Annotated in this window: 25 protein-coding genes and 1 tRNA gene; 9 read left to right on the top strand and 17 right to left on the bottom strand. The window is 70.3% G+C overall.

Features of this window, described 5'->3' with window-relative positions:
* Positions 1-2: 2 nt before the first annotated feature.
* The 3 genes from ACWDRW_RS11655 to ACWDRW_RS11645 form a co-directional block, all read right to left on the bottom strand.
* A complete protein-coding gene (locus tag ACWDRW_RS11655; protein ID WP_451722265.1) occupies positions 3-947 on the bottom strand; it encodes an NAD-dependent epimerase/dehydratase family protein in 945 nt (314 codons plus the stop codon).
* Between the two features lie 108 nt (positions 948-1055).
* Positions 1056-1385, bottom strand: a complete 330-nt coding sequence (locus ACWDRW_RS11650; RefSeq protein ID WP_451722264.1) for a hypothetical protein — start codon at positions 1383-1385, stop codon at positions 1056-1058.
* 21 nt (positions 1386-1406) lie between these two features.
* Positions 1407-3095 (bottom strand): sodium:solute symporter family protein, encoded by a 1689-nt coding sequence (locus ACWDRW_RS11645; RefSeq protein ID WP_451722262.1) that lies wholly within the window; start codon positions 3093-3095, stop codon positions 1407-1409.
* A gap of 109 nt (positions 3096-3204) precedes the next feature.
* Here ACWDRW_RS11645 and galT point away from each other — a divergent pair, with 109 nt between their 5' ends.
* The 3 genes from galT to galK are packed head-to-tail and all read left to right on the top strand — an operon-like array spanning position 3205 to position 6396.
* Positions 3205-4266, top strand: coding sequence for a galactose-1-phosphate uridylyltransferase (galT, locus tag ACWDRW_RS11640; RefSeq protein WP_451722260.1), 1062 nt, complete (start codon positions 3205-3207; stop codon positions 4264-4266).
* Positions 4263-5219 (top strand): UDP-glucose 4-epimerase GalE, encoded by a 957-nt coding sequence (gene galE, locus ACWDRW_RS11635; RefSeq protein WP_451722259.1) that lies wholly within the window; start codon positions 4263-4265, stop codon positions 5217-5219. Before galT ends, galE begins: the two co-directional genes overlap by 4 nt.
* A gap of 25 nt (positions 5220-5244) precedes the next feature.
* On the top strand, positions 5245-6396 hold the full coding sequence (gene galK / locus ACWDRW_RS11630; RefSeq protein WP_451722258.1) for a galactokinase: 1152 nt from the start codon (positions 5245-5247) through the stop codon (positions 6394-6396).
* On the opposite strand, the gene ACWDRW_RS11625 is transcribed toward galK, so the two are convergent.
* A complete protein-coding gene (locus ACWDRW_RS11625; RefSeq protein ID WP_451722257.1) occupies positions 6389-6832 on the bottom strand; it encodes a GNAT family N-acetyltransferase in 444 nt (147 codons plus the stop codon). The genes galK and ACWDRW_RS11625 overlap by 8 nt on opposite strands.
* A gap of 241 nt (positions 6833-7073) precedes the next feature.
* On the opposite strand from ACWDRW_RS11625, the gene ACWDRW_RS11620 reads away from it, so the two are divergent.
* A complete protein-coding gene (locus ACWDRW_RS11620) occupies positions 7074-7841 on the top strand; it encodes a LuxR C-terminal-related transcriptional regulator (RefSeq protein ID WP_451722256.1) in 768 nt (255 codons plus the stop codon).
* A 92-nt stretch (positions 7842-7933) separates the two neighbouring features.
* Here the strand turns inward: ACWDRW_RS11620 and tamR are convergent, their stop codons facing one another.
* The gene (tamR, locus tag ACWDRW_RS11615; protein ID WP_030941878.1) at positions 7934-8431 is read right to left on the bottom strand and encodes a MarR family transcriptional regulator TamR; all 498 of its coding nucleotides are present in this window, start codon (positions 8429-8431) and stop codon (positions 7934-7936) included.
* An 88-nt stretch (positions 8432-8519) separates the two neighbouring features.
* Here tamR and ACWDRW_RS11610 point away from each other — a divergent pair, with 88 nt between their 5' ends.
* Positions 8520-9302, top strand: a complete 783-nt coding sequence (locus tag ACWDRW_RS11610) for a trans-aconitate 2-methyltransferase (RefSeq protein WP_451722254.1) — start codon at positions 8520-8522, stop codon at positions 9300-9302.
* Positions 9302-9676, top strand: a complete 375-nt coding sequence (locus ACWDRW_RS11605) for a VOC family protein (RefSeq protein ID WP_451722252.1) — start codon at positions 9302-9304, stop codon at positions 9674-9676. The genes ACWDRW_RS11610 and ACWDRW_RS11605 overlap by 1 nt, the downstream gene beginning before the upstream one ends.
* Here ACWDRW_RS11605 and ACWDRW_RS11600 read toward each other — a convergent pair.
* The gene (locus ACWDRW_RS11600) at positions 9654-10331 is read right to left on the bottom strand and encodes a TetR family transcriptional regulator (RefSeq protein ID WP_451722251.1); all 678 of its coding nucleotides are present in this window, start codon (positions 10329-10331) and stop codon (positions 9654-9656) included. The two genes, ACWDRW_RS11605 and ACWDRW_RS11600, sit on opposite strands and share 23 nt — an antisense overlap.
* Complete coding sequence (locus ACWDRW_RS11595) at positions 10328-11338, bottom strand: acyl-CoA desaturase (protein ID WP_451722250.1); 1011 nt, start codon at positions 11336-11338, stop codon at positions 10328-10330. The genes ACWDRW_RS11600 and ACWDRW_RS11595 overlap by 4 nt, the downstream gene beginning before the upstream one ends.
* 310 nt (positions 11339-11648) lie before the next feature.
* Between ACWDRW_RS11595 and ppc the strand changes: the two genes are divergently transcribed.
* Positions 11649-14390: a phosphoenolpyruvate carboxylase gene (gene ppc, locus ACWDRW_RS11590; RefSeq protein ID WP_451722248.1), complete on the top strand. Its 2742-nt coding sequence runs from the start codon at positions 11649-11651 to the stop codon at positions 14388-14390.
* Between the two features lie 84 nt (positions 14391-14474).
* On the opposite strand, the gene ACWDRW_RS11585 is transcribed toward ppc, so the two are convergent.
* The 8 genes from ACWDRW_RS11585 to ACWDRW_RS11550 form a co-directional block, all read right to left on the bottom strand.
* Positions 14475-15125, bottom strand: a complete 651-nt coding sequence (locus ACWDRW_RS11585; RefSeq protein ID WP_451722247.1) for an LPXTG cell wall anchor domain-containing protein — start codon at positions 15123-15125, stop codon at positions 14475-14477.
* A gap of 120 nt (positions 15126-15245) precedes the next feature.
* Positions 15246-15734: a hypothetical protein gene (locus tag ACWDRW_RS11580; RefSeq protein ID WP_451722245.1), complete on the bottom strand. Its 489-nt coding sequence runs from the start codon at positions 15732-15734 to the stop codon at positions 15246-15248.
* A 108-nt stretch (positions 15735-15842) separates the two neighbouring features.
* Complete coding sequence (pth, locus tag ACWDRW_RS11575) at positions 15843-16445, bottom strand: aminoacyl-tRNA hydrolase (RefSeq protein WP_451722244.1); 603 nt, start codon at positions 16443-16445, stop codon at positions 15843-15845.
* A 96-nt stretch (positions 16446-16541) separates the two neighbouring features.
* Complete coding sequence (locus ACWDRW_RS11570) at positions 16542-17138, bottom strand: 50S ribosomal protein L25/general stress protein Ctc (RefSeq protein WP_451722243.1); 597 nt, start codon at positions 17136-17138, stop codon at positions 16542-16544.
* Positions 17139-17340: 202 nt separating this feature from the next.
* Positions 17341-18321 (bottom strand): ribose-phosphate diphosphokinase, encoded by a 981-nt coding sequence (locus ACWDRW_RS11565; RefSeq protein WP_451722241.1) that lies wholly within the window; start codon positions 18319-18321, stop codon positions 17341-17343.
* Between the two features lie 132 nt (positions 18322-18453).
* Positions 18454-19902: a bifunctional UDP-N-acetylglucosamine diphosphorylase/glucosamine-1-phosphate N-acetyltransferase GlmU gene (glmU, locus tag ACWDRW_RS11560; protein WP_451722240.1), complete on the bottom strand. Its 1449-nt coding sequence runs from the start codon at positions 19900-19902 to the stop codon at positions 18454-18456.
* A gap of 126 nt (positions 19903-20028) precedes the next feature.
* Positions 20029-20099: transfer RNA gene (locus ACWDRW_RS11555), tRNA-Gln, on the bottom strand.
* A gap of 6 nt (positions 20100-20105) precedes the next feature.
* A complete protein-coding gene (locus ACWDRW_RS11550) occupies positions 20106-20978 on the bottom strand; it encodes a hypothetical protein (RefSeq protein ID WP_451722238.1) in 873 nt (290 codons plus the stop codon).
* Positions 20979-21145: 167 nt separating this feature from the next.
* Between ACWDRW_RS11550 and ACWDRW_RS11545 the strand changes: the two genes are divergently transcribed.
* Positions 21146-22456 (top strand): sensor histidine kinase, encoded by a 1311-nt coding sequence (locus ACWDRW_RS11545; RefSeq protein WP_451722237.1) that lies wholly within the window; start codon positions 21146-21148, stop codon positions 22454-22456.
* A 66-nt stretch (positions 22457-22522) separates the two neighbouring features.
* Here the strand turns inward: ACWDRW_RS11545 and ACWDRW_RS11540 are convergent, their stop codons facing one another.
* On the bottom strand, positions 22523-23017 hold the full coding sequence (locus ACWDRW_RS11540; protein ID WP_451722235.1) for an SUKH-3 domain-containing protein: 495 nt from the start codon (positions 23015-23017) through the stop codon (positions 22523-22525).
* 91 nt (positions 23018-23108) lie between these two features.
* The gene (locus ACWDRW_RS11535) at positions 23109-23660 is read right to left on the bottom strand and encodes a YwqJ-related putative deaminase (RefSeq protein ID WP_451722233.1); all 552 of its coding nucleotides are present in this window, start codon (positions 23658-23660) and stop codon (positions 23109-23111) included.
* A gap of 289 nt (positions 23661-23949) precedes the next feature.
* Between ACWDRW_RS11535 and ACWDRW_RS11530 the strand changes: the two genes are divergently transcribed.
* Positions 23950-24945 (top strand): SMI1/KNR4 family protein, encoded by a 996-nt coding sequence (locus ACWDRW_RS11530; protein ID WP_451722232.1) that lies wholly within the window; start codon positions 23950-23952, stop codon positions 24943-24945.
* Positions 24946-24950: the final 5 nt, after the last annotated feature.

Raw genomic sequence — 24950 nt, 5'->3', positions numbered from 1 at the left:
GGCTAGTCCATTCCCTCGGTGAAACCGGTGCGCCAGCTCGGATACCGAGGGGTCCAGTCCAGCTCGCGCTTGGCCTTCTCGCTGGAGATCCCCGGGGCCCGCGTCATCATATTCACCGCCGCCTTTCCGGCCAGCGCCCCGACCAGCCAGCCCGGGACATGACGGGGCGGCTTCGCGCCGAGTGCGCGGGCCAGGTACGGCAGCCACTCGTGCACGGGGGCCGGGTCGTCGTCGCCGACGTGGTAGATCCCGGGCCTGCCCCGCTCGATCGCCGCGACCGTGGCCGAGGCGGCATCGACGATGTGGATCATCGACCAGACGCCGTTGCCGTTGCCGATGACCGGGAACCTCCGTCCCCGGATCTGCTCGCTCATCACCGCGTCCGGCGCGGAGCTGATGCCGGTGCCGGGCCCGTAGAAGCAGCCGTAGCGCAGGACGATGCCGTCGGCCCAGGTGATGCCGGTGACCGAGTCCTCGACGTGCCGCAGCGCGGCCACCCCGTCCACCACGTCCTTCGGCGGGTTCGGTTCGAGCCCGCAGCTCTCGTCGACGACCATCGGGCCCCCGCGTGCCATCCACAGCGCGTTGCTCTGCGCCACGAACCGGCGGACGCCGACCGCGCGGGCCGCGGCGAGGAGGTGGTCGGTGCCCTCGGTGCGCAGCCGGTTGGTGGCGGCGGCCATGGCCTTGACGTTCTTGAACTTCAGCGGTCCGCTCAGCGCGGTGAGCTGGTGGACGACCACCTCGGGTTCGGCCTTGGCGACCGCGTCGGCCACCGACTCGGGGTCGAGCGCGTCGACGACGGCGGGCTCGGCGCCGAGGGCGCGCAGGGCGTCGGCCCTGGCGGCCGAGCGGGTCGTGCCGACGACCTCGTGGCCGTGCGCGAGGAGCCGGCTGACGAGGTGGGTGCCGATGGCGCCGGACGCCCCGGCGACGAAGATCTTCATGGTGTCTCCCTTCCTCGAGGGCCGCGGGGTGCGGCGCTCACAAGAGAGACGAGGTGCCCCCGCACCGCATGAACGGCTGTGAGTCAGGTCACAGTGCGGGGGCCTGGTTCACTCCCCGCGCTTCTCCTCCGCCAGGGCCTGCGTGGCCGGCGGGGTGGGCGGCGGCGTCGGCCGCAGCTTCAGCCAGACCAGGAAGAAGATGCCGAGCAGCAGCATGCCGATGCCCGTCCACAGGTTGATGTAGACGCCCTCCGCCTTGTCCAGGTCCTCCTCGGAGGGGGAGATGCCGGCGATCGCGACGATCACGCCGTAGACGACGAACAACGCGCCGATGATGCGCCGCAGGTCGAAGATGCGGGCCGCGGTGGCGGACTTGGCCTGTAGTTCGCTGACTTCCCGCTGGACGTCCTCGTCGGAGTATCCGTGGTGTTCAGACATGGTCTCTCCATCCTCCCGCGGCTAGAACGAGAACGGGATGTAGCAGGCGGCGGCCAGGATGATCGCGCCCCAGCCCAGCAGGGCGGGTTTGCGGTACCAGGCCTCGTCGCCGGGGGCCGGTGCCTCGGACATGCCGGGGGAGCGGGTGCCGTAGACCAGGCCCTGGAGCTCCGCGGCCGGCTTCGGCGCGGTGAACATCGACACGGCGAACATGACGACCGCGCCGGCCACGAAGCCCACGATCGCGGAGACGAAGTTGGCGCCCTGGTCGGTGGGGATGTCGATGATGCCCTGCTTGTAGATCCAGAAGTAGTTGAGCATCGCCGCCACCGTGCCCGCGAGCAGGCCCCAGAAGCCGGACACCGCCGAGGCCCGCTTCCAGAACATGCCGATGATGAAGACGACGAACATCGGCACGTTGAAGAAGGAGAACAGCGTCTGGAGGTAGCTCATGATGTTCGAGAAGCTCGACGCCAGGAACGCCGTGCCCACCGAGGCGCAGACGCCGATCACGGTGATCAGGCGGCCGAACCGCACGTAGTACTCGTCCTCGCGGCCCTTGACGACGTACCGCCCCCAGATGTCGTTGGTGAACACGGTGTTGAAGGACGAGACGTTGGCCGCCATGCCGGCCATGAAGGCCGCGAGCAGACCGGTGACCGCGATGCCGAGGACGCCGTTGGGCAGCAGTTGCTCCATCAGGTACGGGATGGCGTCGTTGTACTGGTAGCCCGACTCCTCGGTGCCGAAGCCGGGAATCAGCGCCGCGGCCGTCAGGCCCGGGATCATCACCAGGAAGACGATGAAGATCTTCGGGTACGCGGCGATCAGCGGGGTGCGCTGGGCGGCGCTGAGGTTCTTCGCCGACAGGGCGCGCTGGACCTCCGCGAAGTTCGTCGTCCAGTACCCGAAGGACAGCACGAAGCCCAGGCCCAGCACGATGGTCAGCCAGTTGGCGCCGAGCGGGTTGTCGCTGCCGATGCCCGTACCGCCCCAGGCGGTGGTGAAGTCGGCACCCTGTGTCTTCGTGAGCGAGTCTGTGAGGCCGTCCCAGCCGCCGACCTTCTTCAGGCCGAGCACCACGATCGGGATGAGGGCGGCGAGGATCACGAAGAACTGCAGGACCTCGTTGTAGATCGCGGAGGACAGGCCGCCGAGGGTGATGTACGCCAGCACGAAGGCGCCCGCCACCACGATCGCCACCCACTGCGGCCAGCCCAGCAGCGCCTCGACGACGATCGCGAGGGCGTACAGGTTCACCCCGGAGATCAGGATGGCCGCGAAGGCGAACAGCGCCGAACTCAGCAGGTGCGCCCCCTTGTCGAAGCGCAGCAGCAGCATCTCGGGGACCGAGCGCACCTTCGACGAGTAGTAGAAGGGCATCATCACCAGGCCCAGGAAGACCATCGCCGGGATGGCGCCGATCCAGTACCAGTGCACGGTGTAGACGCCGTACTGCGCGCTGTTGGCGGCCATGCCGAGGATCTCGGTGGCGGCCAGGTTGGCGGAGATGAACGCGAGGCCGGTGATCCAGGCCGGCAGCGACCGCCCCGAGAGGAAGAAGTCCAGGCTCGTCTTCACCGAGCGGCGCGCGGCGAAGCCGATGCCCAGGACGACGACGAAGTAGATGCCCAGGATCGTGTAGTCGAGCCAGTTGGTGGGGAGCCGTAGCTCGGCGGCCAGGAATGCGCCGTTCGTGGGGGTTTGCATTCCGTCATTGAACCCTTCTGGTGATGGGCTTTGTTGGATTCCGGTGTTGACTTGCTCTGTCGAGTTATGGTTACTTGTGTTTGGTTATGTTTGAGTGAAGGAGCCTGGCGTGAAGAAGACCTCGACCCGGCTCGCCGACGGTCGCGAGCTGATCTACTTCGACCTGCGCGACGACGGCGTGCGGGACGCGGTCGACCGGCGGCCGCTGGAGCCCACCGTCACCACCTCCGAGGTCCGTCGGGATCCACTGCTCGGCGACTCGGTCGCCATCGCCTCGCACCGGCAGGGGCGCACCTACCACCCCCCGGCCGACGAGTGCCCGCTGTGCCCCTCGCGGGGCGAGCGGCTGAGCGAGGTCCCGGACTCCTCCTACGACGTCGTGGTCTTCGAGAACCGTTTCCCCTCGCTGGCCGGTGGCTCCGGGCGCTGCGAGGTGGTCTGCTTCACCTCCGACCACGACGCCTCCTTCGCCGATCTGACCGAGGAACAGGCCCGGCTGGTGCTGGACGCCTGGACCGACCGCACCTCCGAGCTCTCCCATCTGCCCTCCGTGGAGCAGGTGTTCTGCTTCGAGAACCGCGGCGCCGAGATCGGTGTGACCCTCGGACATCCGCACGGGCAGATCTACGCCTACCCCTTCACCACCCCGCGCACCGCGCTGATGCTGCGGCAACTCGCGCAACACAAGGAGGCCACCGGCGGCGGGAACCTCTTCGACGCCGTCCTGGAGCGTGAACTCGCCGATGAGCGGGTCGTCCTCGCGAGTGAACACTGGGTCGCGTTCGTTCCCCACGCCGCGCACTGGCCGTACGAGGTCCACCTGTACCCGCGCCGCCGGGTGCCGGATCTGCTCGCCCTCGACGAGGACGCGCGCTCAGAATTCCCCCAGGTTTATCTGGAACTCTTGAAGCGCTTCGACCGGATCTTCGGTGAAGGGGAACCGCCCACGCCCTACATCGCCGCCTGGCACCAGGCGCCGTTCGGGGCGCTGGAGGAGTTCGACGGCGTGGTCCGGGACGACTTCGCGCTCCACCTCGAGCTTTTCACCATTCGCCGCACCTCCGGCAAGCTGAAGTTTCTCGCGGGTTCCGAGTCCGGCATGAGCGTGTTCATCAACGACGTGCCGCCGGAGCGCGCGGCCGAGCGACTGCGAGAGGTAGCGAGTTCATGAAGTACCTGGTGACAGGCGGGGCGGGTTACGTCGGCAGTGTGGTCGCCCAGCATCTGCTGGAGGCGGGGCACGAGGTCACCGTGCTCGACAACCTCTCCACCGGCTTCCGCGAGGGCGTCCCCACGGGCGCGGTCCTCGTCGAGGGCGACATCCGCGACGCGGCGAAGTGGCTGGACTCCTCCTACGAGGCCGTGCTGCACTTCGCCGCCTCCTCCCAGGTCGGCGAGTCGGTGGTCAACCCCGAGAAGTACTGGGACAACAACGTCGGCGGCACGATGGCGCTGCTCGCCGCCATGCGCGAGGCGGGCGTGCGCAGGCTGGTCTTCTCCTCCACGGCGGCCACCTACGGCGAGCCCGAGCAGGTCCCGATCAAGGAGAGCGCGCCGACCCGGCCCACCAACCCCTACGGCGCCTCCAAGCTCGCCGTCGACCACATGATCACCGGCGAGGCGAAGGCCCACGGCCTGGGCGCGGTGTCGCTGCGCTACTTCAACGTGGCCGGCGCCTACGGCGAGTTCGGTGAGCGCCACGACCCCGAGTCGCACCTCATCCCGCTGGTCCTCCAGGTCGCGCAGGGCCGCCGGGACGCCATCTCGGTGTTCGGTGACGACTACCCGACGCCGGACGGCACCTGCGTCCGCGACTACATCCACGTCGCGGACCTGGCCGAGGCCCACCTGCTCGCGGTCCGGGCGGCCACGCCGGGCGAGCACCTGATCTGCAACCTCGGCAACGGCAACGGCTTCTCGGTGCGCGAGGTCGTCGAGACGGTCCGCGAGGTGACGGGGCATCCGATCCCCGAGGTCGTGGCCCCGCGCCGGGGCGGCGATCCGGCGGTCCTGGTGGCCTCCGCCGACGCGGCCCGCGAGAAGCTGGGCTGGAACCCGTCGCGCGCCGACCTCGCGGGGATCGTCGCGGACGCCTGGGAGTTCGCGCAGCGGCGCGACAAGTAGCACGCAGAAAGGTCAGGGTCAGGGGATGAGCGAGGCTGTCGCCGAGCGGTTCGAGGAGCTGTACGGGGTGGAGCCGGACGGGGTGTGGGCGGCTCCCGGCCGGGTCAACCTCATCGGTGAGCACACCGACTACAACGACGGCTTCGTCATGCCCTTCGCGCTGCCGCACACCGCGGTCGCCGCGGTGGCGCGGCGCGCCGACGGCGTGCTGCGGCTGCACTCGGCCGACGTCGGGGGCGGGGTCGCCGAACTGCGCCTGGACGAGCTGGCCCCCGAGACGGCCAAGGGCTGGACGGCGTACCCGGCGGGCGTGGTGTGGGCGCTGCGCGAGGCCGGGCACCCGGTGACCGGCGCCGACATCCACCTGGCCTCGACGGTCCCGGCGGGCGCGGGTCTGTCCTCCTCGGCCGCGCTGGAGGTCGTCGTCGCTCTCGCCCTGAACGACCTGTTCGACCTGGGTCTCAAGCGCTGGCAGCTGGCCCGGCTGTGCCAGCGCGCGGAGAACGTCTACGTCGGCGCGCCCGTCGGCATCATGGACCAGACCGCCTCCGCCTGCTGCGAGGAGGGCCACGCGCTCTTCCTCGACACCCGGGACCTGTCCCAGAAGCAGATCCCCTTCGACCTCGCCGCCGAGGGCATGCGCCTGCTCGTCGTCGACACACAGGTCAAGCACTCGCACAGCGAGGGCGAGTACGGCAAGCGCCGCGCGGGCTGCGAGAAGGGCGCCGCCCTGCTGGGCGTGGACGCGCTGCGCGATATCGCCTACGACGACCTGGACGCCGCCCTCGAACGGCTCGGGGACGAGGAGGAGGTGCGCCGTCTGGTGCGCCACGTCGTCACCGAGGGCCAGCGCGTCGAGCGGGTCGTGGCCCTGCTGGAGTCGGGCGAGACGCGGGCGATCGGCCCGGTCCTGGTGGAGGGGCACACCTCCCTGCGCGACGACTTCCGCGTCTCCTGCCCCGAACTGGACCTGGTCGTCGACACCGCCCTCGCGGCCGGCGCCCTGGGCGCCCGGATGACCGGCGGAGGCTTCGGCGGCTCGGCGATCGTGCTCGCGGAGGCGTCCGACGTGGACACCGTCACCAAGGCCGTCCAGGAGGCCTTCGCCGCGGCCGGGTTCACCGCGCCGCGCGTCTTCGAGGCGGTCCCGGCGCCGGGCGCCCGCCGCCTCAGCTGAACCGCTTGACGAGCGTGAACTCCGTGATCCCCGGCGGATAGTCGGGGATCACGCACACCACGTCGTACCCCTGCCGCCGGTAGAAGTCCGGCGCCTGGAAGTCCCACGTCTCCAGGCGTACGGCGGCACACCCCCGTTCCTCGCGCGCCACCCGCTCCGCCTCGCCCAGCAGCCGCGAACCGAGCCCGGCGCCGCGGTGACGCTCGTCGACCCAGAGGTACGTCACCTGGAGCCAGGTCGCCCAGGTGTACCCGACGAGCCCGCCCGCCAGGGCGCCCGCGCCGTCCAGCATCCAGACGTGCAGGGGGAGTTCGCGTTCACCCGGGGTTCCGCGCAGCGCGCTGAGTACGGGGGAGGCCGCGGTGTTCGTGTCCCGCAGCCGGGCACGAAGAAGATCGCGCCGCTCTTTGTCGACTTCTGTCTCCATTCGGAACATGCGGCACACGATAAACGCGTCAATGGGCCAGTTCTGCAAATTGCCTTCCGCTCCGGGCCCCCGCCCGTACTCTGATGAGCAGTGCCGGTGGGGGCCGGTGCTGATCAGGGGGCGAGACAGAGCGGGTACGACGCCCGCGGTGGGGGTACCAGTTTCTGCACGGCGGCGGCCGTGCGGCGGCGGCCACCCCTGGGCGTCGTACCCGCGCAGGTCGTCGTTCACCGGACCAGTGGGGGTTTCAGTGGTTCGCATCCGAGTCCTGGTCGTCGACGACCACCGCATCTTCGCCGAGTCGCTCGCCGCCGCACTGGCGGCCGAGCCCGACGTCGACGTCTCCGCCGCGGGCAGCGGCCCGGCCGCCCTGCGCAGCCTGGAGCGCGCCGCCGCCGAGGGACGCCGGTACGACGTGCTGCTCGTCGACGCCGACCTGGGGGGCGGGGTGCCGGGCATACGGCCGGCCGTGCCGGTGCAGGAAGTGGGGGAGGACGGTCTGGTCGACGGCATCTCCCTGGTCACCGGAGTGCGTTCGGCGCAGCCCGGCGTGCGGATCGTGGTGCTCGCCGAGAAGGACGACCCGCGGCGGGCGGCGCTGGCGCTGCAGGCCGGCGCGTCGGGCTGGGTGGCCAAGGACTGCTCGCTGTCCCGGCTGCTCACCGTCATCCGCGGGGTGCTGCGCGAGGAGACGCATCTGCCGCCGGCCCTGCTCACCGGCGTCCTGCGCGAGTTGACGGCGGCGCGCAAGCACCGCACCGAGAGCGAGCGGCTCGTGGAGTCGCTGACCCCGCGCGAGCGGGAGGTCCTGCGCTGCATGGTGGCGGGCCTGGGCCGCAAGGCGGTGGCCGAGCGCCTCTTTCTCTCCCCGCACACCGTCCGCACCCACATGCAGAACGTCCTCGGCAAACTGGGCGTCCACTCCACCCTGGCCGCGGTGGCGCTCGCGCGCCGGGCGGGCGTGGGGCCGGTCGACCTGGCCGGGGATGTGGTCGCACGGGGCGGCCAGCTGGCGTAACTGTCCGGCGGGCGGTTCAGTCGCGCCCCGAAAGGGGCGCAGGGGCGCGACCAGCCATGACGGCGCCGCACACAACGTGGCCGGCAGAGGCCTCAGCCGGGGATGTTGTCGAACGGCGCCGTCAACTGGCGTAGCAGGCCCGCCAGTTCACCGCGTTGCGCTCGGGAGAGCTCCGCGAGGATGGCGCGTTCCTGGTCCAGCAGGCCGGCCAGGGCCTGGTCCGCCCGGTCGCGGCCCTCGTCGGTGAGGCGGACGAGCACGCCCCGCCGGTCGCTGGGGTCGGGGAGCCGCTCCACCAGGCCCTTCTTGGCCAGCCGGTCGATGCGGTTGGTCATCGTGCCGGAGGTGACCAGGGTCTGCGTCAGCAACTGCCCGGGGGAGAGCTGATACGGCGTGCCCGCGCGCCGGAGCGCGGTGAGCACGTCGAACTCCCAGGGCTCCAGACTGTGCTCGGCGAAGGCGAGCCGGCGCGCGCGGTCCAGGTGCCGGGCCAGCCTGCTGACGCGGCTGAGCACTTCCAGTGGTTCCACGTCGAGGTCCGGGCGCTCCCGACGCCACGCCGCGACCAGCCGATCGACCTCGTCCTCCATGACGATCAGTGTAGTGGTTGTGTCGATGTGAAGTCTCTTGATGTCGAGCATCTTGATATGAAGGTAAATCTGCGGGAAGGTGGCAGTCATGACGACTCCCACCTGGGACCCGGCCCAGTACCTGCGTCACGCCGGCCACCGCGCCCGCCCCTTCACCGACCTCCTGGCCCGGATCCCCGAACTCCCCAGTGACCGGCCCCGCATCGCCGACCTGGGTTGCGGCCCCGGCAACGCCACCGCGCTCCTCGCCGACCGCTGGCCCACGGCACGCGTCACGGGCTACGACAACTCCCCCGAGATGCTCGCCCGCGCCTCGGCGCACGCCGGTGCCCACCTCGACTTCGCCCACGCCGACGTCCGCACCTGGGCGCCCGCGGAGCCGTACGACCTGATCGTCAGCAACGCCACGCTGCAGTGGGTCCCGGGCCACGCGGACCGCTTCGCGACCTGGATCGAGGGCCTCGCCCCCGGCGGCACCCTCGCCTTCCAGGTACCCGGCAACTTCGACTCCCCGAGCCACCGCCTGATGCGCGAGCTCGCCCAGGCGTACGGCATCACCGAGGTCCTCCGTCACGACGGCGCGATCCTCACCCCGCAGGCCTATCTGGAGCGCCTGACCGGCCTGGGCTGCGCGGCGGACGTCTGGGAGACCACGTACATCCATCTGCTGACCGGCGAGGACCCGGTCCTGGACTGGGTGCAGGGCACGGGACTGCGGCCGGTGCTGACCGCACTGGCGGACGACCCGAAGGCCAGGGACGCATTCGTGGAGGAGTACCGCGAGGCCCTGCGCGCGGCCTACCCGCCCGGCCCGCACGGCACCCCGTTCCCCTTCCGCCGCGTCTTCGCCGTGGCCCGCCTGGAGGCCTGATGATCACCGCGCTCGACCACGTCCAGCTCGCCGCGCCGCCCGGCTCCGAGGACCGGCTGAGGACGTACTACGTCGATGTCCTCGGCATGACCGAGACGCCCAAGCCGCCGCGTCTGGCCGCGCGCGGCGGCTGCTGGTTCCAGGCCGGGGGCGTGCGGCTGCATCTGGGGATCGAGAAGGACTTCCGGCCCGCGAGGAAGGCCCACCCCGGGCTGCGGGTGACGGGCATCGAGGCCTACGCGGCCCGCCTGGAGGCCGGGGGAGTGACGGTGACCTGGGACACGGAGCTGCCGGGACACCGCCGGTTCTACGCGCAGGACCCGGTCGGCAACCGCATCGAGTTCCTCGAACCTAGCTCTTGCGGCGCCCTATGAGGTGCGGCTTGGCCTCCAGGCCGTCCAGGCCGTGCCAGGCCAGGTTCACCAGGTGGGCGGCGACCTCGGCCTTCTTCGGCTTGCGGACGTCCAGCCACCACTGACCGGTCAGGGCGACCATGCCGACCAGGGCCTGGGCGTAGAGGGGGGCCAGCTTGGGGTCGAAGCCCCGGCTCTTGAACTCCCGGCCCAGGATGTCCTCCACCTGGGTGGCGATGTCCGAGATCAGCGAGGCGAAGGAGCCCGTGGACTGGGGGATGGGGGAGTCGCGGACCAGGATCCGGAAGCCGTCCGTGTTCTCCTCGATGTAGTCCAGGAGGGCGAAGGCGGCCTGCTCGCACAGCTCGCGAGGATGGCCCGCCGTCAGGGAACTCGTCACCATGTCCAGCAGGCGCCGCATCTCGCGGTCCACCACCACCGCGTACAGGCCCTCCTTGCCACCGAAGTGCTCGTACACCACCGGCTTCGACACGCCCGCCTTCGCGGCGATCTCCTCCACCGAGGTGCCCTCGAAGCCCTTCGCGGCGAAGAGGGTGCGACCGATCTCCAGCAGTTGCTGGCGGCGCTCCGCACCGGTCATCCGGGTGCGACGCGCGCGCCGCGGCTTCTCGTTGCTCGGGGTACTGCTGGAGTCGGTCGCCACGGCGTCAATCATGCCGCCTTCGCGGCCTTCGCCCCCCGCCGGGAGCCGTCTTCCCCGGTGTTCCGGCGGGAATCGATACGCGAGCGTGACGGCCAGCGCACGTCGTACGCCCAGCCGAGCTGCTCGCACCAGCGAATGATCCGCGCCGAGGAGTCGATCTGACCGCGCTCCACACCGTGCCGCGCCGAGGTCGGGTCGGCGTGGTGCAGGTTGTGCCAGGACTCGCCGCAGGACAGCACCGCCAGCCACCACACGTTGCCGGACATGTCCCGCGACTTGAACGGGCGCTTGCCGACCGCGTGGCAGATGGAGTTGATCGACCAGGTGACGTGGTGCAGCAGGGCCACCCGGACCAGGGAGCCCCAGAAGAAGCCCGTGAAGGCCCCCCACCAGGACATCGTCACCAGACCGCCGATCAGCGCGGGCAGCGCCAGCGACAGCATCGTCCAGTAGATGAACTGACGGGAGATCGTCCGGATCGCGTTGTCCTTGATCAGGTCCGGCGCGTACTTGTCCTGCGGGGTGCGCTCCTCGTCGAACATCCAGCCGATGTGCGCCCACCACAGGCCCTTCATCAGCGCCGGAACGCTCTCCCCGTAGCGCCACGGGGAGTGCGGGTCGCCCTCCGCGTCCGAGAACTTGTGGTGCTTGCGGTGGTCGGCGACCCAGCGGACCAGCGGGCCCTCGACCGCCATGGAGCCCGCGACCGCGAGCGCGATCCGCAGCGGGCGCTTCGCCTTGAAGGAGCCGTGGGTGAAGTAACGGTGGTAGCCGATCGTGACGCCGTGGCAGGCGAAGAAGTAGAAGAGGACCAGCAGGCCTAGGTCGAGCCAGCTCACACCCCAGCCCCAGGCCAGCGGCACCGCGGCGGCGAGCGCCACGAACGGGACGACGATGAAGAGCAGGAGCGCGAACTGTTCGAGCGTCCCCTTCTTCTCGCCGCCGAGCGTGGCGGAGGGGGTCGTGGTGTCGTCGTTCGCCTGCGGGGCGTCTTCGATCACATCGGAGCTCGTGGTCATGGGCGTCCCCTGTGGGGTCGTGGGTGGTGAGACGAGTGCCGGGTGGCTTGGGGAACCGTGCCCCGGTTCCGCCACAACGGTTCCTACGGTTCCGTAACCTACGGCGTCGTAAGTATGGCAGCGCGTTGCCCGGCGGCAAGAGCCCGTGAGCCTGCGCGTCCGCACGGACACCTATCCTTGTGTCGGTCGGACAGCGCGGTCCGCTCTGAATACTTCCCGGATGTCCGGCCCGTATGCGGCAGCCGCCGCGCGAGACGTGCCTTCGGGTTCCCCTCCCGGACGAGCTTCAACACTGCAAGGAGCCGCACCTGTGAGCAGTGCCGACGACCTGACTACGAGCACCACGTCGACCAGCAGTGAGCTGCGCGCCGACATCAGGCGCCTGGGCGACCTCCTCGGCGAGACCCTCGTCCGCCAGGAGGGTCCAGAGCTCCTCGAGCTGGTCGAGAGGGTGCGCCGACTCACCCGCGAGGACGGTGAGGCCGCCGCCGAGCTGCTGCGCGGAACCGAACTCGACACCGCGGCCAAGCTGGTCCGCGCCTTCTCCACCTACTTCCACCTCGCCAACGTCACCGAACAGGTGCACCGAGGCCGCGAGCTGCGCGCCAAGCGCGCCGCCGAGGGGGGTCTGCTCTCCCGTACGGCCGACCGGCTGAAGGACGCCGACCCCGAGCACCTGCGCGCGACGGTGAAGAACCTCAACGTCCGCCCGGTCTTCACCGCCCACCCCACCGAGGCCGCGCGCCGGTCGGTGCTCAACAAGCTCCGGCGCATCGCCGCGCTGCTGGAGACCCCGGTCATCGAGTCCGACCGCCGCCGCTACGACACCCGGCTGGCGGAGAACATCGACCTCGTCTGGCAGACCGACGAACTGCGCGTCGTCCGCCCCGAGCCCGCCGACGAGGCCCGCAACGCCATCTACTACCTGGACGAGCTGCACGCGGGCGCGGTCGGCGACGTCCTGGAGGACCTCACCGCCGAGCTGGAGCGGGTCGGCTTCAAGCTGCCCGACGACACCCGGCCGCTCACCTTCGGCACCTGGATCGGCGGCGACCGCGACGGCAACCCGAACGTCACCCCGCAGGTCACCTGGGACGTGCTGATCCTCCAGCACGAGCACGGCATCAACGACGCCCTGGAGATGATCGACGAGCTGCGCGGCTTCCTGTCGAACTCCATCCGCTACTCCGGGGCGACCGAGGAACTGCTCGACTCCCTGAAGGCGGACCTGGAGCGGCTGCCCGAGATCAGCCCCCGCTACAAGCGCCTCAACGCCGAGGAGCCCTACCGGCTCAAGGCCACCTGCATCCGGCAGAAGCTGGAGAACACCAAGACGCGGCTGGCCAAGGGCATCCCGCACGAGGACGGCCGCGACTACCTCGGCACCTCCGAACTGCTCGCCGACCTCACCCTGATCCAGACCTCCCTCAGGGAGCACCGGGGCGGGCTGTTCGCCGAGGGCCGGATGAACCGCACCATCCGCACGCTGGCCGCCTTCGGCCTCCAGCTCGCCACCATGGACGTCCGCGAGCACGCCGACGCCCACCACCACGCCCTCGGCCAGCTCTTCGACCGGCTCGGCGAGGAGTCGTGGCGGTACGCCGACATGCCGCGCGACTACCGGGGCAAGCTGCTCGCCAAGGAGCTGCGCTCCCGGCGGCCGCTGGCCCCGTCGCCGGCCCCGGTGGACGCGGCCGGGGAGAAGACCCTCGGCGTCTTCCAGACCGTCAAGCGGGCGCTGGAGGTCTTCGGGCCCGAGGTGATCGAGTCGTACATCATCTCGATGTGCCAGGGCGCCGACGACGTGTTCGCCGCCGCCGTGCTGGCGCGCGAGGCGGGCCTGATCGACCTGCACGCGGGCTGGGCGAAGATCGGCATCGTGCCGCTGCTGGAGACGACGGACGAGCTGAAGGCCGCCGACACGATCCTGGAGGACATGCTCGCGGACCCGTCCTACCGGCGCCTGGTGGCGCTGCGGGGCGATGTCCAGGAGGTCATGCTCGGCTACTCCGACTCCTCCAAGTTCGGCGGCATCACCACCTCGCAGTGGGAGATCCACCGGGCGCAGCGGCGGCTGCGTGACGTGGCGCACCGCTACGGCGTACGGCTGCGGCTCTTCCACGGCCGCGGCGGCACCGTCGGCCGCGGTGGCGGCCCCTCGCACGACGCGATCCTCGCCCAGCCCTGGGGCACCCTGGAGGGCGAGATCAAGGTGACCGAGCAGGGCGAGGTCATCTCCGACAAGTACCTGGTGCCGTCGCTGGCCCGGGAGAACCTGGAACTGACGGTCGCGGCCACGCTCCAGGCCTCCGCCCTGCACACCGCGCCCCGCCAGTCCGACGAGGCCCTGGCCCGCTGGGACGCGGCGATGGACGTGGTCTCCGACGCGGCCCACGCCGCCTACCGCAGACTGGTCGAGGACCCGGACCTACCGACGTACTTCCTCGCCTCGACGCCGGTGGACCAGCTCGCCGACCTGCACCTGGGCTCGCGGCCCGCCCGCCGTCCCGGCTCGGGTGTCTCCCTCGACGGCCTGCGCGCCATCCCGTGGGTGTTCGGCTGGACCCAGTCGCGGCAGATCGTCCCGGGCTGGTTCGGCGTCGGCTCCGGTCTGAAGGCCCTGCGCGAGGCGGGTCTGGACACCGTGCTCGACGAGATGCACGAGCAGTGGCACTTCTTCCGCAACTTCGTCTCCAACGTCGAGATGACCCTCGCCAAGACGGACCTGCGGATCGCCCAGCACTACGTCGACACCCTCGTCCCGGACGAGCTCAAGCACGTGTTCGACACCATCAAGGCCGAGCACGAGCTGACCGTGCGGGAGGTCCTGAGGGTGACGGGCGAGGCGGAGCTGCTGGACGCCGCTCCGGTGCTGAAGCAGACCTTCTCCATCCGGGACGCCTACCTGGACCCGATCTCCTACCTCCAGGTCGCCCTGCTCAAGCGCCAGCGCGACGCGGCCGCCGCGGGCGAGCAGCCGGATCCGCTGCTGTCCCGCGCGCTGCTGCTGACGGTGAACGGCGTCGCGGCGGGCCTGCGCAACACCGGCTGACGGGTTCCCGCCGTACGGCGGTACTTCCCACGTCGATGCCCCCGAGCCGCACCACGGCTCGGGGGCATCGACGTGTCGCCCAGGTCAGGCCTTGCGGCGGCGGTACAGCAGGTAGCCGCCGGCGCCGACCAAGGCGGCCGCGACCGCGCTCAGCAGGCCGACGGGGGCGCCGTTGCCGGTCTCGGCGAGGTCGCCCCCGGGGGTGTCGCCCTGGGCCGAGGGGGCCGAGGACGGGGACGTGGCGGGGGCGCCCTCCGAGGCGCTCGGGCCGGCGCTCGGCTCGGTGGACGGGGTCGCGGAGGTGCTCGGGGCGGGGCTGCCGGTCTCCTCGGAGTCCTCGCAGTCCGTCCAGAACACCTTGTGCTTGGCGGAGCCCTTCTCGCCCTCGAAGTTCCAGAAGAGCTTGTAGTGGCCGTCCGGCAGCGTCATGTCGTTCGTACGGCCATGGCCCTCGGCGTCGAGGGTGAGGGCGCCGGACTTCACGGTCTCGCCCTTGACGTCGGCCGTCGGGGCCCAGGCCTCGATGTGCCAGTCGACCTGCTGGCCGCCGTCGAAGCCGAAGGCGTCCAGGTAGAACTCGCAGACATGGGGCTCGTTGTGGCGGAGCTCCTCGTCGGTGGTGGCGTCGTGGATCTTCACGGTGCCGTTGTCCCCGGGCGGGGTGGCGTGGGCTGCGGGGGCCAGCGACAGGGCCGCGGCGGCGGACACGGCGCCGGCGCGAGTGAGGGTACGCATGGGCAGTCCATCTTCGTGACTCGGACGGGAAGATGTGGAGGGGGCGGCTCAGCTTCCAGCCGCGCCTGACTCCAGGTCAATCACGAAGACACAACACTCGGTTTCTTCACAGCGTCACGGTCACATCGTCAGGAACGCGGCCGTGAGCAGCGCGAACCCGGTACCCGCCAGCGCCCACGCGGGGCGCGCGCGCCGGAGCCCGCCCGCCACCACGACCGCGGCCAGCAGCAGCGCGCCGCCCAGGGGGACCCAGGCGTAGAGGATCCCGGCGGGCCCGGAGCGGACCACGTCGTCGCTGCCCGGCTTGATGACGATCGTGTACGTCCGACCCTCGCGGACCGCCGCCGTGTGCTCGATGGAGACGCGGTCGCGGGGCTGCGAGCCCTGGGAGAGGGGCGTGTAGGGGCCGGTGCAGGTGTCCCCGGCACAGCGGGTCACCGCGACGGTACCGCTCTCGCGCCCCTTGGTCAGCATCACGTGCTGGGCGGTGCCCCAGGACGCCCAGACACCGGCGATCAGGATCAGCGCCGCGACCGTGCCCATCACCGCGACGCGGCCGAACCGCAGCGCGGTCACGGCGCCCTGGCTGGACATGACGGCTGTAGGCATGGCCGAGATCTTTGGCCATTGCCTCGCGGAAAGTCAATGCAGGGCTCGACCACCACCGCCGCACCGTCCGCTTCAAGGACGGCGCGCACCACACCGAGGGCCCCGACGCTACGAGTTGTACGTCCCCTGCGCCCGCTCCAAGCCCTCGATGACCAGGCACTCCACCGCGTCCGCCGCCCGGTCCACGAAGTAGTCCAGCTCCTTGCGCTCGGCGCCGGAGAAGTCCCTCAGCACGAAGTCGGCCACCGGCATCCGCCCCGGCGGCCGGCCGATCCCGAACCGCACCCGGTGATAGTCCTGGCCCATCGCCTTCGTCATCGACTTCAGACCGTTGTGCCCGTTGTCCCCGCCGCCCAGCTTCAGCCGCAGGGTGCCGTAGTCGATGTCCAGCTCGTCGTGCACGGCGACGATGTTGCCGAGCGGCACCTTGTAGAAGTCCCGCAGCGCGTTCACCGGCCCACCGGACAGGTTCATGAACGACATCGGCTTCACGAGGATCACCCGCCGGTTCAGCGGCCCGGGCGGCCCGATCCGCCCCTCCACGACCTGCGCCTGCGCCTTGCCGGCCCGCTTGAACCTCCCCCCGATCCGCTCGGCCAGCAGATCCACCACCATGAACCCCACGTTGTGCCGGTTCATCGCGTACTCGGGTCCGGGATTACCGAGCCCGGCGACGAGCCAGGGGGCACTCGGATCGGAAGTCACGTCCATGTCTCCTTGATATGCCACAGCCGCCGCTTCCGGACCGGAAGCGGCGGCTGGGTCGAGAACAACCACCACCGGGGCGTTCGCCCCGACAGCTCAGGCTCAGGCCTCGGCGACCTCTTCGGTCGCGGTCTCCTCGCCCTCCGGGGCCTCCTCGGCCTGCGCGGCCAGGACCTGGAGAACCACCGCGTCCTCCTCGACGGCCAGCGTGGTGCCCTTCGGCAGCTCGATGTCCTTGGCGAGGACCGAGGCACCGGCCTCCAGGCCCTCCACGGACACCGTGACGGACTCGGGGATGTGCGTGGCCTCGGCCTCGACCGGCAGCGCGTTCAGCACGTGCTCGAGCAGGTTGCCACCCGCGGCCAGCTCGCCCTCGGCGACGACCGGGACCTCGACCGTGACCTTCTCGCCACGCTTGACCAGCAGCAGGTCGACGTGCTCCAGGAAGCCCTTCAGCGGGTCACGCTGCACGGCCTTCGGGATCGCCAGCTCGTTGGTCTTGCCGTCGATGTCCAGGGCGATCAGGACGTTCGGCGTACGCAGCGCGAGCAGCAGGTCGTGGCCCGGGAGGGTCAGGTGCAGCGGGTCCGAGCCGTGGCCGTAGAGGACACCGGGAACCTTGCTGTCACGACGGATACGGCGCGCGGCACCCTTGCCGAACTCGGTGCGCGTCTCGGCGGAGATCTTCACCTCGGACATATTGATCACTCCTCGTATGGGTGAGAAACGGACAAGGTCACCCGGCCACGAACGGCCTGCTACGAAGAGCGCGTCGATAACGGATCGCCGTACCAAAGAAGTACGGCCTCCCTCGCCGAGCAACTTCAGCAGTTTACTCGGCAGCGGAGGCCGCACCAAAAGGATCTTCGAGCGGCTCCCGCCGCCCCTCGACCCGGCTCGTCTACTGCTCGTCGAACAGGCTCGTCACCGAACCGTCCTCGAACACCTCACGCACCGCGCTCGCGATCGTCGGCGCGATCGACAACACCGTGATCTTGTCCAGGTCGCCCGCCAGCTCACCCGGCGTCGGCAGGGTGTCCGTGAACACGAACTCGCTCACCCGCGAGTTCTTCAGCCGGTCCGCCGCCGGACCCGACAGCACACCGTGCGTGGCGGTCACGATGACGTCCTCCGCGCCGTGCGCGAACAGCGCGTCCGCGGCCGCGCAGATCGTGCCACCGGTGTCGATCATGTCGTCCACCAGCACACACACGCGGCCCTTGACCTCACCCACGACCTCGTGGACCGTCACCTGGTTCGCCACGTCCTTGTCACGCCGCTTGTGCACGATCGCCAGCGGCGCACCGAGCCGGTCGCACCAGCGGTCGGCGACCCGCACCCGGCCCGCGTCCGGCGACACCACGGTCAGCTTCTCGCGGTCGACCTTCTTGCCCACGTAGTCCGCCAGCAGCGGCAGCGCGAACAGGTGGTCCACCGGACCGTCGAAGAAACCCTGGATCTGGTCCGTGTGCAGATCGACCGTCAGAATGCGGTCGGCACCGGCCGTCTTCATCAGGTCCGCGATCAGACGCGCCGAGATCGGTTCACGACCGCGGTGCTTCTTGTCCTGCCGCGCGTAACCGTAGAACGGCACGATGACCGTGATGGAGCGGGCCGACGCGCGCTTCAAGGCGTCGATCATGATCAACTGCTCCATGATCCACTGGTTGATCGGAGCCGTGTGGCTCTGGATCACGAAGCAGTCCGCACCACGCGCCGACTCCTGATACCGCACATAGATCTCGCCATTGGCGAAGTCGAAGGCCTTCGTCGGGACGACCCCGACACCCAGCTGGTGGGCGACCTCCTCGGCAAGCTCGGGGTGGGCGCGGCCGGAGAAGAACATCATCTTCTTCTCGCCGGTCGTCTTGATCCCGGTCACAGCACTGTCTCCTCAGAGGTGTCTCAGCTGGCCACCGAACCGACCCGGCCACTGGGCATGACCGATCGGCTCACTGGTGGGTGCGGATGTGCACTTATCACGGTACGCCGTCCCGGACGCACCTGTTTCCAGTCAGCTTTCGCCTTCCGGCTCCCGGGACGCCACCTCGGCCGCCTTCGCCGCGGCGCTCCCCGGACGCTTACGGGCCACCCAGCCCTCGATATTCCGCTGCTGACCGCGGGCCACGGCCAGCGAACCGGGCGGCACATCCTTCGTGATCACGGACCCGGCGGCGGTGTACGCGCCGTCCCCGACCGTGACAGGAGCCACAAACATGTTGTCCGAACCCGTCCGGCAGTGCGACCCGACGGTCGTGTGGTGTTTGTCCTGTCCGTCATAGTTCACGAAGACACTCGCGGCCCCGATGTTCGTGTACTCACCGATGGTCGCGTCACCGACGTACGAGAGATGCGGAATCTTCGTCCCCTCGCCGATCGAGGCGTTCTTCGTCTCGACGTACGTCCCGATCTTGCCCTTCGCCCCCAGCCGCGTCCCCGGCCGCAGATAGGCATACGGACCCACCGTCGCGTCCGCGCCGACCTGGGCGCCGTCCGCGACCGTGTTGTCCACCCGCGCCCCGGCACCGACCACCGTGTCCTTCAGCCGGCTGTTCGGCCCCACCTCGGCACCCTCACCGAGATGCGTCGCCCCGAGAAGCTGCGTCCCCGGCAGCACGACGGCGTCCTGCTCGAACGTCACGGTGACATCCACCCAGGTGGTAGCCGGGTCCACGACAGTGACACCCGCCAGCATCGCCTCGGTGAGCAGCCGGTCGTTGAGAATCCGCCGCGCCTCGGCCAGCTGCACGCGATTGTTGATCCCGGCGATCTCCCGGTGATCGGCGGCCACCGAGGCCCCGACCCGATGCCCCGCCTCCCGCAGAATCCCGAGAACGTCGGTGAGGTACTCCTCGCCCTGGCTGTTGTCGGTCCGGACCTTCCCCAGCGCGTCCGCCAGCAGCTGCCCGTCGAACGCGAACACCCCGGAGTTGATCTCCCGGATCGCCCGCTGGGACTCGCTCGCGTCCTTGTGCTCCACGATCGCGGTCACGGCCCCGGAGGCCCCGTCCCGCACGATCCGCCCGTACCCGGTCGCGTCCGGCACCTCGGCCGTCAGCACCGTCACGGCGTTGCCGTCGGCGGAGTGGGTCTCGGTGAGGACACGCAGCGTCTCACCGGTGAGGAGGGGCGTGTCGCCACAGACGACCACCACGGTCCCGTCGACGGCACCGCCGAGCTCCTCCAACCCCATCCGCACGGCGTGCCCGGTGCCGTTCTGCTGCGCCTGCACGGCGGTACGGGTGTCCGGGTCGATCGCGTTCAGGTGGGCGGTGACCTTCTCCCGGGCGTGCCCGACGACCACGACGAGATGCTCGGGCCGCAACTCACGCGCGGCGGCGAGCACATGACCGACGAGGCTGCGGCCGCAGATCTCGTGCAGAACCTTGGGTGTGGCCGACTTCATACGGGTGCCCTCACCCGCTGCGAGAACGACGACGGCTGCCGGGCGAATGGCGCTCACGGGGTTGCCCTTCGGCTTTTGGGATGGGGTGGGGGGACATCCGCAGGATACCGGGGCGTTTCGTGGGGGTTATGAGAGCGGGCCCTGACTGAGCTGTTGGCAGTCAGGACCCGAACCGAGTAATTGCTCCCGGGGGAGGACTCGAACCCCCATGATCAGAACCAAAATCTGACGTCTTGCCCTTAGACGACCCGGGATTACCGCTATGTCCGATATTGCCGATCGGGTGCGGTGGCAGCCCCTACTATGCCGTACCACCAGCCTTCGATGCGACGGTACAGCTCGGCGCTTTGTCGCACCGTGAGCGCAAGGCAGCCTCGATACTCGGCGCCCGTGTTCTTACGCACGGTCTTCGGGTTGTGCCGCTTCAAGGTCGTCTTGCCGAAGGAGCTGCAGTCCGAGCCGACCAGGTCTGCCCAGTAGTTCTCGGCGGCCACCACGTCGGCCGACTCGTGAATCATCACGTGGAACCGGATCTGCTCGCGCTCAACCCCGAGCATGGTGAGCCAAGCCAGGTACAGGCGGATGACGTGGGGGTCGCTATTGACGAAGGTGACTCGCTCGCGTCGCGCGTGGGGCTTGTCCTTGGTGCCCTCGGCCCAGTAGAGCGCAATTCCGGCGATGAACAGTTCGCGGTCGGTTAACTCTCCGATTTCCTCTGCGGCTGACGCCTTTGTGTGCTGGCGCTCCACTTCGCGCCGCTGCAGGGTGACCTCCCAGCCGCGCCTGGCGGCGGACGACGCCTCCTCGGGGCTGCGTTTGCGCTCCGGCTTCGGCAGATCCCGTACCCACAGCGAGATCGAGCTCTTCGAGCACCCCAGCTCCGCCTCGATCCGGTCGTACGTCCAGCCCTGCAGCCGTAGCTCCCGTGCCTTGGCCCGTAGGTCGTCCTTGGCGTTCGGTCGCTTTGTCCATTGCGGTGGCGGTTCTCCTTTCACGAGTCGGTTGAGGAGGTCGTTGTTGAAGATCTTCAACTCGTCGCGGATCTGCCGAAGGCTGTAGCCCGCCCGCCGGAGCGCCACCGCCCGCTCCCGCAGCTCCTCGAAGTCCGCGTATTTGCCGTGTGGATGTGCCATAGGCATACCGTCGGGGCGGAATCTGATCTTCCGGGGTCGAACGGTGAGCGATTCAGCAGTTCGAGGGATTTCGGGCGGATTCGCGCTCGGTCCGTCACACGGGGTGGTGTAGGCCAGTCCCGGAAACTCACCGGAAAAGCCGCGTCCCACGCCCGTAGGCTGGAGGCATGACCACGACGGGGGAAGACCACGCCGGGGCCCAGGCAGGGCCGTGGTGGTGGGCGAGGTGGCGTAGTGCGGCGTTGGACATAGGCCTGGCGGTCGTCTCCGCGCTGGAGTGCGGGGCGAAGGGGTTCGGCTTCGCGGAGGACGCGGGGATCCCGCGCGCCGTGGGTGTGCTGTTCGGGGTGCTGGCCGGTTCGGTGCTGGTCGTGCGGCGGCGGTGGCCCATCGCCGTCGTGCTCGTGTCGATCGCCGTGATGCCGGCCCAGATGGGCTTTTTGATGATCGTCGTCGGCCTGTACACGCTGGCCGCCTCGGAGCTGCCCCGGAGGATCATCGGGGCGCTGGCGGGCATGGCGACGGTCGGGATGCTGATCGTGACGTTCGTGTGGCTGCGCCAGGGCGTGGATCAGGGCGATCTGCAGTTCGGGGACTGGTTCGTGCCGTTCGGCGCGATCACCATCTCGTTGGGGATGACCGCGCCTCCGCTGCTGCTCGGGCTGTACGTGGGGGCCAGGCGGCGGCTGATGGAGTCGCTCAGGGAGCGGGCGGACAGTCTGGAGCGGGAGCTGCAGCTGCTCGCGGAGCGCGCGGAGGAGCGGGCCGAGTGGGCGCGGGGCGAGGAGCGGACGCGGATCGCGCGGGAGATGCATGACGTGGTCGCGCACCGGGTGAGTCTGATGGTCGTTCACGCGGCGGCTCTGCAGGCGGTGGCGCGCAAGGATCCGGAGAAGGCCGTCAAGAACGCCGCGCTGGTCGGTGACATGGGGCGGCAGGCGTTGACGGAGCTGCGGCAGATGCTCGGGGTGCTGCGGTCCGACGGTCCGGCCGAGCGGCGTCCGGCGGTGCCGCTGGCGGCGGTGGGCGCGGCGGCCGCGGCGGCCGCGGCGGTGGCCTCGCGGGCGGCGGAGGACGGCGAGGGTCCGTGTCTTTCGGAGCTGGACGAGCTGATCGGGCAGTCCGCGGCGGCGGGCATGGTGGTGGATCTGTCGGTCGAGGGCGACGTACGCGGTTATGCGCCCGAGGTGGAGCAGACGGCGTATCGGGTGGTGCAGGAGGCGCTGACGAACGTGCACAAGCACGCGGCGGGCGCCAAGACGCACGTACGGCTGGCCCATCGGGTGTCGGAGATCGCGATGCAGGTGGAGAACGAGCCGCCGCCGGAGGTGGCGTCGGCGTCCTCGGCGCGGTTGCCGTCGGGGGGCAACGGCCTGGTGGGGATGAAGGAGCGGGTCTCCGCGCTGGGTGGGGTGTTCGTGTCGGGGCCGACGGATGCCGGGGGGTTCCGGGTGTCGGCGGTGATTCCGGCGGCGTGAGCGCGCGGGTTGCGGCGTGAGCGCGCGGGTTGCGGGCCGTGAGTCCTGGGTGCGGGCCCTGCGGCCCTACGGCGCTGTGAGGCGTACTGGTGCCGTGCCCGCGACGAGGGTGGTGAGGGCCGTGTCGATGTCGTGGCCGAGGTACCAGTCGCCGGTGTGGTCGAGGGTGTAGACGCGGCCGTCGGTGTCGATGGCGAGCAGGGCGTGGCTGTCGGTCTCGGTGCCGAGGGGGCAGACCTCGGTGTCGAGGGCGCGGCCGAGGTCGCCGAGGGTGCGGGCCATGTGGAGTCCGTGCAGCGGGTCGAGGTGGACGGCGGCGGGGGCGACCTGGCGGCCCGGTCCGGGTGGGGTGATGTGCAGTCCGCCGAACTCGGCCCAGGCCTCCACGGCTGCGGGGAAGACGGTGTGCCGGTGGCCGGCGGGGGAGGTGTGCTCGCGCAGGGTGTCGGCCCAGATCTCGGCCTGCTTGATGTCCCAGCGTCCGGGCTGCCAGCCGGCGGTGCGCAGGGCGGCGTCGACGGGCACGGGGAAGCGGGTGGTGGAGGTGCGGTCCGGGTGCATCTGCCCTCGTTCGTGCGGGTGTCTGGGAGGCGCGGTCGCCGTAGGTCTTGGGCGGTGGTGGGTGGTGTGCCGCCGGCCTGGGGGCCCGGTGTCAGTCGTCGGCGGTGGCGGGGTCGACGACCCGGACGCCGAAGTGCGCGCTGAGGGCGGTGCAGGCACGGCAGGGGGTGGCGAAGCTGCCGTGCAGCGGGTCGCCGTCCTCGCGGATGCGGCGGGCGGTGAGCTTGGCCTGCTTGAGGGCCTTGCGGGCCTCGCCGTTGGTCATCGGTTTGCGGGCGGCACGTTTGCTGCGGGCGGCCTCGGCGTTGGTGAGGTGCCGGGAGATGAGGATCGTCTCGGCGCAGCGGCCGGTGAAGCGGTCGCGCTGGGCGCTGGTGAGGGTGTCCAGGAAGTCCTGGACGAGGGGGTGCAGCGCGGGCGGCTGGTCGCCGCGGGCGGCGGTGCCGGTGAGGGTGGCGCCGCGGACCGAGAGGGCGGCCGCGACGGTGGGGAGTATGCCGTCGCGGCGGTGGCGCAGGGTGGGGGCGGGCGGGGCCTCGGTGGCGCTCCAGCCGACGCGGGGGTCGCCGGACAAGCCGGGTCCGGACGGGCCGGTTTTCGGGCCCCCGTGTGGTCCCGTCTGTGTCGCGTTCATGATCGTCATCCCCTCCCGAGCATCCCCCCGGACGACACAGAGTGCCAAATGGCGTGGCTCGTGCGGAAGCTGGGGCGGTGCGACACGCCCGGGTTTGGGCGCCCTGTCACGGTGGGGTGACGGCTGGTCACGGAAGCGGAAGGGCCCTGACCGCCGCCCGGTGACCGGTGTCGTCGTACCGCATAGGCTGTCGGCACCGCGATCCATGCGGTTGACGCGTGGAGAGAAGTCGATACGGGACGTAAGGGCCGAGGAGGGTCATTGCGTGCCGTCCAGAACGCCGCAGGGGGCAACCGCCATGACGACAGGTCGGCTCGGGCAGCAAGCCGCGCCGCCGAACGCGGCCTATGCCGGGCAGGTCGTGCATTTCCCGGACCCGGTCCGGGCCGCCCGTCACCCCAGGGGGGTGCGGGTCGACGAGCACGGCTATCCCGACTTCTCGCCGTACGCGCGGGCGGCCGCGGAGATCGCGGAGCCGCCGGAGGGGTTCGGTGTCGACGAACTGCGCCTGACGGACTACGTGTCGGCGAACGCGGCGCTGGCGGCCACCGGGCACGAGTTGTGGGACACGGTGCCGTCGGTGGCGACGCCGCACGGCTGGACCTGGCATCACGTGGTGGGCTCGCGCCGGCTCGAGCTGGTCCCGGTCGAGGTGAAGGCGCTGTTGCGGCATCATGGCGGGATCGCCACGTCGGCGGTGGACCAGAACAAGCGGGGCACGCGTCCGTTGCAGGAGACGCGTCCGGCGCATGTGGGTCTGCCGAAGTCGGGTGTGGCGGTGAGCGAGTCGCAGGTGCTGGGGGTCGAGGAGGACCTCGGGTACCGGCTGCCGGGCGCGTACCGGTCGTTCCTGAAGGCGGCGGGTGGCTGTGCGCCGGTGGGGACGGCGCTGGACGCGGAGTTGGGGCTGCTGATCGACCAGCCGTTCTTCACGGTGCGGGACGAGGCGGCGGTCAATGACCTGGTGTACGTCAACAAGTGCCTGCGTGACCATCTGACCAAGGACTATCTGTGCGTCGGCTTCGTGCAGGGCGGTCTGCTGGCCGTGAAGGTGAAGGGCGACCGGGTCGGCTCGGTGTGGTTCTGCGCGTACGACGACGCGCGGGACGTCGATCCGGCGTGGTCTCCGGCTGAGCGGGTGGAGCGGCTGTTGCTGCCTTGCGGGGAGGACTTCGACGCGTTCCTGTCCCGTCTCGCCGGTTCTCCGCCGGAGTTGGAGACGGTGGCGAACCTGATGGTCGACGGTGGCTTCGCGCATGCCGTGCCGGTGTCCGATTCCGTGTCGGGGGAGTGAGTTTC

The sequence above is a fragment of the Streptomyces sp. NPDC003635 genome, assembly GCF_053587635.1.
This window is presented reverse-complemented; position numbering and strand designations above follow the sequence as displayed.